Annotated in this window: 11 protein-coding genes; 4 read left to right on the top strand and 7 right to left on the bottom strand. The window is 61.2% G+C overall.

From position 1 onward, the window contains the following. Nucleotides 1-70: 70 nt before the first annotated feature. From WBF74_RS13370 to WBF74_RS13345, 6 genes are all read right to left on the bottom strand, one after another. Nucleotides 71-583, bottom strand: a complete 513-nt coding sequence (locus WBF74_RS13370; RefSeq protein WP_424440735.1) for a glutathione peroxidase — start codon at nucleotides 581-583, stop codon at nucleotides 71-73. Between the two features lie 42 nt (nucleotides 584-625). Beyond that, nucleotides 626-1,048, bottom strand: a complete 423-nt coding sequence (locus WBF74_RS13365; protein WP_424440733.1) for an organic hydroperoxide resistance protein — start codon at nucleotides 1,046-1,048, stop codon at nucleotides 626-628. Nucleotides 1,049-1,156: 108 nt separating this feature from the next. Continuing rightward, nucleotides 1,157-1,594, bottom strand: a complete 438-nt coding sequence (locus WBF74_RS13360; protein WP_424440731.1) for a MarR family winged helix-turn-helix transcriptional regulator — start codon at nucleotides 1,592-1,594, stop codon at nucleotides 1,157-1,159. 80 nt (nucleotides 1,595-1,674) lie between these two features. Next, nucleotides 1,675-2,352, bottom strand: coding sequence for a dienelactone hydrolase family protein (locus WBF74_RS13355; protein ID WP_424440729.1), 678 nt, complete (start codon nucleotides 2,350-2,352; stop codon nucleotides 1,675-1,677). A 17-nt stretch (nucleotides 2,353-2,369) separates the two neighbouring features. Beyond that, nucleotides 2,370-2,855 (bottom strand): MaoC family dehydratase, encoded by a 486-nt coding sequence (locus WBF74_RS13350; RefSeq protein ID WP_424440727.1) that lies wholly within the window; start codon nucleotides 2,853-2,855, stop codon nucleotides 2,370-2,372. A gap of 4 nt (nucleotides 2,856-2,859) precedes the next feature. Beyond that, the gene (locus WBF74_RS13345) at nucleotides 2,860-3,333 is read right to left on the bottom strand and encodes a MaoC family dehydratase (RefSeq protein ID WP_424440725.1); all 474 of its coding nucleotides are present in this window, start codon (nucleotides 3,331-3,333) and stop codon (nucleotides 2,860-2,862) included. A gap of 167 nt (nucleotides 3,334-3,500) precedes the next feature. Here WBF74_RS13345 and WBF74_RS13340 point away from each other — a divergent pair, with 167 nt between their 5' ends. From WBF74_RS13340 to WBF74_RS13330, 3 genes are all read left to right on the top strand, one after another. Beyond that, nucleotides 3,501-3,896: a hypothetical protein gene (locus WBF74_RS13340; protein ID WP_424440723.1), complete on the top strand. Its 396-nt coding sequence runs from the start codon at nucleotides 3,501-3,503 to the stop codon at nucleotides 3,894-3,896. After that, nucleotides 3,838-5,091 (top strand): DNA-packaging protein, encoded by a 1,254-nt coding sequence (locus WBF74_RS13335; RefSeq protein WP_424440721.1) that lies wholly within the window; start codon nucleotides 3,838-3,840, stop codon nucleotides 5,089-5,091. Before WBF74_RS13340 ends, WBF74_RS13335 begins: the two co-directional genes overlap by 59 nt. A gap of 79 nt (nucleotides 5,092-5,170) precedes the next feature. Then, nucleotides 5,171-6,358, top strand: coding sequence for a phage portal protein (locus WBF74_RS13330; RefSeq protein WP_424440719.1), 1,188 nt, complete (start codon nucleotides 5,171-5,173; stop codon nucleotides 6,356-6,358). Here the strand turns inward: WBF74_RS13330 and WBF74_RS13325 are convergent. Beyond that, nucleotides 6,330-6,632, bottom strand: a complete 303-nt coding sequence (locus WBF74_RS13325; RefSeq protein WP_424440717.1) for a hypothetical protein — start codon at nucleotides 6,630-6,632, stop codon at nucleotides 6,330-6,332. The genes WBF74_RS13330 and WBF74_RS13325 overlap by 29 nt on opposite strands. A gap of 27 nt (nucleotides 6,633-6,659) precedes the next feature. Between WBF74_RS13325 and WBF74_RS13320 the strand changes: the two genes are divergently transcribed. Further along, a complete protein-coding gene (locus tag WBF74_RS13320; RefSeq protein WP_424440715.1) occupies nucleotides 6,660-6,917 on the top strand; it encodes a hypothetical protein in 258 nt (85 codons plus the stop codon). The last annotated feature ends 75 nt before the right edge of the window (nucleotides 6,918-6,992 follow it).

The raw sequence follows: 6,992 nt of genomic DNA, 5'->3' as shown, positions 1-6,992 counted from the left end.
TGGGAGGGGCAAACCGCTGCAGCGGTTTTGCGGCAGGGGCATCTTCTATCGGCAAGCGACGCCCGTGTGCTTATTTCCCCAACGCCTTCTCCAGCGCCTTCTTCACCTTCGGCGCATCGGGCTTTGTCGTGCTCGCAAACCAGTCCACCAGCTTGCCGTCCCGCCCGATCACATATTTGTAGAAGTTCCAGCGCGGCCGCGCGAGAAAGCCGCCCTCGGCGCTCAGCCATTTGAACAGCGGATGCGCGTCCGGCCCCTTCACATGCTCCTTGCTGGTGAGGGGAAAATCGACGCCGAAATTGATCTCGCAGAAACTGGCAATCTCGTCCGCATTGCCCGGCTCCTGATTGGCGAAGTCGTTGGACGGCACGCCCAGCACGACAAGCCCGTCATCAGCATGTTCACGCCAGATCGCCTCAAGCTCCTTGTATTGCGGGGTGAAACCGCATTTCGACGCCGTGTTGACGATGAGAAGGGGGCGCCCGGCAAAATCCGAAAGGGGCAGGGGCTTGCCCGAGAGTGTCGTGAAGGTGAAATCATAGGCGGTCGTTTTCTTGCCGCTCTTGTCTTGCGTGCCGCTCATCGGGCGTGCTCCTGCCATTTTCGTTGTCGGGTATCGTAACGCTCAGACCACGCTGAGGCGCACATCAATATTGCCGCGCGTTGCGTTGGAGTAGGGGCAGACGTTATGCGCCGCCGCAACCAGCGCTTCGGCTTCTGCCCGGTCTATCCCCGGCAGGGAAACCTCCAGAGCCACATCAAGCGCGAAGCCCTGGCCCTTCTCATTGGGACCGATGCCTACATGGGCCGTCACCGATGAATCGGCGGGCACCTTCACCTTCTTCTGCCCCGCGACGAACTTCAGCGCGGAGTGGAAGCAGGCCGAATAACCCGCCGCGAAAAGCTGCTCCGGATTAGTGCCCGGTCCGCCCGTGCCGCCCAGTTCCTTTGCCGTATCAAGCGTCACCGAAAGACGCCCGTCATCGGATTTCGCCTGACCCGTCCGGCCGCCGGATGAGGTCGCATGTGCCGTGTAGAGGATGCTCATTTTCATGTCTCCTTCTCGGATGGGGTCTCTTACGCATATCATATAGTAAGCAATTATATTGTGTACAATATATTTTGCCGAATTTTCCCGCCCGCTCCGGCGGGGCGGTCATTTGGCCAGGTTGGCCCTCAATTTCTTCAGTCTTTTCCGCAGGTTGATGATCTCTGGCAGATTGGCGCCGGTCGCCGCGACAATCTTCCGGGGGATGTCGGCCGCGCGCTTTTTCAGCGCCCGGCCTTCCTGTGTCAGGCGGACAAGCACTTGCCGCTCATCCTCCTCATTCCGCTCCCGTGTGAGAAGCCCCGCCTTTTCCAGCCTTTTGAGAAGCGGCGTCAGCGTGCCTGAGTCGAGATGGAGCCGAGCGCCAAGCGCACTCACCGTCACCCCGTCTTCTTCCCAAAGCGTCAGCATCGCCAGATATTGCGGATAGGTAAGCCCTATCTCGTCCAGCAGCGGCTTGTAGAGCTTCGTCATCAGCAGCGATGCGGAATAGAGCGCAAAGCAGAGCTGATTATCGAGAAGAAGCGGGTTTTCCGGTGCGCTCATCTGTCATTTCCTGAAACGGCCCCAAACCATATGGGCGCAATTCCCGATGACGCAATGAAATTGTTTGCCTTGATAAGAGGTCACGACCCGTCAAACAGAGCCAGCGTCCGCTCCAGCGCAAGCTCCGCTGCCGCCTTGTCATAATTGTTGCGGCGGTCGGAGTTGAAGCCATGGTCTGCGTCATAGACATAGACCTTCACTTCCGGGTGCGCTTTTTCGATCTTGCGCACATCTTCCATCGGAATGCCGTGATCCTTCTCGCCGAAATGGCAGATGGTCGGGCAGATCGGGCTTTCATCGATGAACTGGATGATCGCACCGCCATAATAGCAGGATGCCGCATCAAGCCCCTTCGCGCGACAGGCGGCCACCCAGCTCACAGTACCGCCATAGCAATAGCCGGTGATGAACACTTTCTCGCAGCCATCGGCCCGCAGCTTGTCGATACACATTTGCACATCGAGAACCGTATTCTCATAGCTGTTCTCTGCCCGCAGCTTGAGCGATGTCTGGATGTCTTCCTGCGAATAGGTCGCCTGAAAATCCTTCACCTGCCGGTCATAAAGCTGCGGCGAGAGAACGTCATAACCGCGCGCCGCATAGTCGTCGCAAAGATCCTTGATATGCGCTGTCACGCCGAAGATTTCCATGATGAGCACAAGCCCGCCCTTGCGCGTACCTTCTGCCTTTGCGTGGTAGCAGAGGATTTCCGCGCCATCACCGCTTGTCAGCGTGATCTCCGTTCCCTTGCGTGCCATTTCCGTTCCTCCCTGCTTCAGTCCTTGCGTGGCTCTCTGCGCTGAACAAGCCCCTGGCCGATGAAGCTCATCACCACTTCGCCGTTCTGGTTTACGCCAACATTGCGGCTTCTCACGATGCCCCATCCGGGCCGCGAGCGCATGTCGATTTTTTCGATCACCTCGGTTGAATAGCTGATCGTATCGCCGACGCGCACAGGCACCGGCCATTTCATGTCAAGAAAGCCGGGCGAGGGCCCACCTGCGGGCGGCTGCCGGCCATCGGCATCCGGCGGCTCTGCATTTGCCCGCCGTGCCGCGATCATCAGCTTCATCCATGTGGCCGATGTGTGCCAGCCACTCGCCGTCAGTGTGCCGAAGGGGCCGTTTTTCGCGGCTTCGGGATCGATGTGGAAATATTGCGGATCATATTTCTTGGCAAAGGCGATGATCTCGTCTTCCGTGAATGTGTGGCTGCCCAGCTCCATCCGCGTGCCGATCTTCACATCTTCAAACCAGGGCATAGCCTCACTCCTCTACAGGCGCGCCGGGATAGCGCCTGCCATACATCGCCCAGCCATCAGAAGTGACGACCACCTCGTCGTTCTGGTTCAGCATTTCAATGTGAAACTTGGTGAGCCCCATTTCCGGGCGGCTTTTCGAGGGGCGGCGCTCCGTGCAGGTGCGGCGAATGCGCAGCGTATCACCCACATAGACGGGCTTGCGCCAGCGCACTTCATCCACGCCCGGCGCACCCATCGAGGCACTTTCAAGAATATAGCCGTCACACATCATGCGCATCATCATCGCGCAGGAATGCCACCCGCTCGCGCAAAGCCCGCCGAGAATGGATTGCCGCCCGGCTTCCTCATCGAGATGAAAGGGCTGAGGGTCGAACTCGCTTGCGAATTCGATGATCTCTTCCTTCGTCACGTGCTTGTTGCCGAACTCCACCGTCTCGCCGACGCGAAAATCTTCCCAGTAATATTTCGGCCTGCTCATGCCGTTTCGTTGCCTCATCCTGTTGGGTGCCGCGTGAGCTTCCTCATTTGGCAGGGGTAAGGCAAGTATGGCATAGGCGAAAATCGACATGCCAAAAGATATCCCCGCTTGTCAGCGTCACGCTCCCTTCCTACCTTCTGACCATCTCCAGAATTGTATGGATCAACATGGCGACGGAACAGAAACCGGCGGCGCCCTCCGCTGTGCCCGGGATGGATGAAGATGCCGAGAAACTGGCTGCAAGGCTGACAAGGCTCATCGCCCGCGAAATTGCGGATCTGGAGCGGCAGCGCGCCGTCTCGCGCGATGAAGCAGAAGGCGAGCGGCAGGCACGGCGCATCGCCACGTTGGTTCGCTCCATCGACAAACTCAACGAAATAGAACAGGCAGCGAGGCGCGCAAAGAAGGATGACCCCTCTGCCGACAATGAAAAGCGACGAGCCGAAGAAGCAGCCCTCCGCATCTCTCTTGAGAGCCGCCTCGCTCGCCTCCTTGCCGCTGTGGATGAGGCGCGCGTTCCTGCACTCCCTGACACCGCAGGAAGTGAGGCTTCTCAGCAATGACTGGCACTTCTGGGCGCGCGATGATCAGCTTGCCCCCGAAGGCGACTGGACAACATGGCTGGTGCTTGGCGGGCGCGGCGCAGGCAAGACGCGCGCAGGCGCTGAATGGGTGCAAGGCGAAGTCACGTCAGGCCGCGCGGGCCGCATCGCGCTGATCGGCGAGACATTCGCTGATGCGCGCGAGGTGATGATTGACGGTCCCTCGGGCTTGCGCGCCATTGCACCGGCGGATGCCGCACCGAAATATGAGATCACGCGCAAACGTCTTCTCTGGCCGAACGGGGCGGTCGCCTATGTCTTTTCGGCGGGCGAGCCGGACAGTCTGCGCGGCCCGCAATTTGATGCAGCCTGGGGAGACGAGCTTGCCAAGTGGCGCTATGCGGAAGCTGCATGGGACATGCTGCAATTCGGCCTCCGCCTTGGCGCGCGCCCGCGACAGGTGATGACGACAACGCCGCGCCCGATGCCGCTGCTGAAGCGGCTTCTTGGCGATGAGCAGACGGTGGTGACGCGGGCTTCCACTCATGCGAACCGCGCAAACCTTGCAGACGGTTTTTTCAGGGCGATCATCTCGCGCTATGAGGGAACGCGGCTCGGGCGGCAGGAGCTTGAGGCGGAACTGATCGAGGACAACCCCGATGCACTGTGGAGTCGCGAAACGGTCGAGCGCGCCCGCCTCACCCGCGCGCCGGGCGATTTCACGCGCATCGTGGTCGGTGTCGATCCGCCCGCATCGGGTAGTGCGAAGGCAGATGAATGCGGCATTGTCTGTGTTGGCCTTGGCGCAAACGGGCATGCCTATGTGCTGGATGACCGCTCCATGGGCCGCCTCTCGCCGCTTGCCTGGGCAAAGCGTGTGGCAGGCTGCGTTCGCGCAAACGGTGCAGATCGCATCGTCGCAGAAGCCAATCAGGGCGGCGAAATGGTTGAAAGTGTCATGCGGCAGGAAATGCCGAATGCCGCCATCCGCCTTGTGCGAGCAACGCGCGGAAAACGCATCCGCGCCGAGCCGATTGCAGCGCTTTATGAGCGCGGCCTTGTGCACCATGTCGGTGCCTTTGCGAAACTTGAAGACCAGATGTGCGACTGGGTGCCCGGCGCCAGAAGCCCGGACCGCCTCGACGCGCTCGTCTGGGCCCTGACCGATCTCATGCTCACCGGCGAGGCAGGCGAGCCAAAGGTAAGGGGGCTGTAAAGGCTTTCCCTCAACTTCAAATGTCATCCCGGCGAAAGCCCGGACCCACCTGACACGACCAGAAGCAGGAATCACCTCTATGCCAAACCCTTTCGCCGCGCTCGCCCGCGCGTTGCGCCCCCGTGCGCCTGAAGCAAAGGCAAGTCGCGTTGCGTCCATGATCGCGCTTCACATGCAGGGCCGCGCCGTCTGGACACCGCGCGATTATGCGGCGCTGGCAGAGGAAGGCTATCGCCGCAACGCCATTGCCTATCGCTGCGTCCGCATGATCGCGGAGGCAACGGCAAGCCTTCCCTGGCTGCTTTATGAAGGGACGAATGAGCTTTCAGAGCACCCGCTTCTTGAATTGCTCGATCATCCGAATGGCGTTCAGGCAGGCAATGATCTCTTTGAAAGCTGGTACAGCTTCCTGCAGGTCGCGGGGAATGCCTATCTGGAGCTGGTGGAAGTTGATGGCACGCCGCGCGAACTCCATGTGCTCCGCCCGGACCGCATGAAGGCGGTGCCGGGCCGCGCCGGTTGGCCGGAGGCCTATGAATATTCCGTCAACGGACGGGTAACGACCATTCCGGCAGGGGAACGCGGGGCCGTTCTCCATCTGCGCCTTTTCAATCCGGTGGATGATTATTACGGCATGAGCCCCCTCGAAGCCGCCGCCTGCGCCATCGACATTCACAATGCGGCGGGTAGCTGGAACAAATCCCTGCTCGACAATGCGGCCCGCCCTTCCGGCGCGCTGGTTTACAAGGGCGGGGAGGCAGGCGCGAACCTCTCCGAAGATCAGTTCGAGCGGCTGAAGCGCGAGCTTGCGGAGAACTATCAGGGTTCCGCCAATGCAGGCCGCCCCCTGCTTCTCGAAGGCGGTCTTGACTGGAAGAGCATGGGCCTCTCCCCGAAGGAGATGGATTTCATCGGCGCGAAGCAGGCTGCCGCGCGCGACATTGCGCTTGCCTTCGGCGTGCCGCCCATGCTGCTCGGCATCCCGGGCGACAATACATATGCAAATCTGCGCGAGGCGAACCGTGCCTTCTGGCGCGGCACCATCCTGCCGCTCGCAGGCCGCACCGCCCGCGCGCTGACCCATTGGCTCGCCCCGCGCTATGGCGGCAATCTCCGCCTCTGGTTCGACGCCGATCAGGTGGACGCGCTTTCCGCAGACCGTGACGCGCTATGGGCGCGCATCTCCCGCGCAGACTTCCTCACAGAAGCCGAGAAGCGTGAGGCTGTGGGTTATGGCGTCAGGCACCGCGCTTCTTCGAACGGATGATATTCCCCGCCGCAGCCGCAAGACCAACAAAGCCGAACACGACGAACAGGAAGCCCAGGCTCGTCCCGCGCATCTGCCAGGAGAGCAGCACCAGCATGCCCCCGATCACGAGGCTGAACACGCTATGCGGCGAGAATTGATAGCCCTTGATCGTGAAGAGGGTGGGCACGGCTATGCCCTTGTTGCGCGTCCTTTCCTCGGTCCAGACGAGGAGGAGCGGCCCGCAGGCCAGCGCCGCGCCCATGAGAACGATCAGCCATTCGTCGGAAGTCATGTCGGGCCTTCTATGGAGGTGGGCGGAGTGGAAAAGGAAGCATACACGAAAAGAGAGCCTGCATGGTCGCTTGATCGCCGGGTGCCGCTGGCCGTGATCCTCACCATCGCCATGCAGACCGCCGCCGCCCTTCTCTGGGCGGGTGCAGCGGGCGAGCGCCTCACCGCCCTTGAGGCCCGCACCGAGCGCATCGGCGAACTGGTGGAGCGCACCGCGCGGCTGGAAGAACAGACCAAATCCGCCAACGCCTCGCTCGCGCGGATCGAGGCGCGGCTGGGAAGGTAGCAACGGGTGCGGAGCGCGCGGTTCCTGGATGCCCGGGTCAAGCCGGGCATGACAGAAAAGAGAAATAAACAGAGG

Source organism: Parvibaculum sp. (assembly GCF_049672805.1).
Lineage (GTDB): Bacteria > Pseudomonadota > Alphaproteobacteria > Parvibaculales > Parvibaculaceae > Parvibaculum.
The sequence above is the reverse complement of the archived record's forward strand: the minus strand, read 5'-3'. Positions and strand labels throughout refer to the sequence as shown.

Bases quoted from the DNA above. Each gene is read 5' to 3' on its own strand.
- WBF74_RS13325 (WP_424440717.1), bottom strand. From the start codon at position 6,632: ATGACTTCCGACGAATGGCTGATCGTTCTCATGGGCGCGGCGCTGGCC.
- WBF74_RS13365 (WP_424440733.1), bottom strand. From the start codon at position 1,048: ATGAGCATCCTCTACACGGCACATGCGACCTCATCCGGCGGCCGGACG.
- WBF74_RS13360 (WP_424440731.1), bottom strand. From the start codon at position 1,594: ATGAGCGCACCGGAAAACCCGCTTCTTCTCGATAATCAGCTCTGCTTT.
- WBF74_RS13350 (WP_424440727.1), bottom strand. From the start codon at position 2,855: ATGCCCTGGTTTGAAGATGTGAAGATCGGCACGCGGATGGAGCTGGGC.
- WBF74_RS13330 (WP_424440719.1), top strand. From the start codon at position 5,171: ATGCCAAACCCTTTCGCCGCGCTCGCCCGCGCGTTGCGCCCCCGTGCG.
- WBF74_RS13355 (WP_424440729.1), bottom strand. From the start codon at position 2,352: ATGGCACGCAAGGGAACGGAGATCACGCTGACAAGCGGTGATGGCGCG.
- WBF74_RS13370 (WP_424440735.1), bottom strand. From the start codon at position 583: ATGAGCGGCACGCAAGACAAGAGCGGCAAGAAAACGACCGCCTATGAT.
- WBF74_RS13345 (WP_424440725.1), bottom strand. From the start codon at position 3,333: ATGAGCAGGCCGAAATATTACTGGGAAGATTTTCGCGTCGGCGAGACG.
- WBF74_RS13340 (WP_424440723.1), top strand. From the start codon at position 3,501: ATGGCGACGGAACAGAAACCGGCGGCGCCCTCCGCTGTGCCCGGGATG.
- WBF74_RS13335 (WP_424440721.1), top strand. From the start codon at position 3,838: ATGAGGCGCGCGTTCCTGCACTCCCTGACACCGCAGGAAGTGAGGCTT.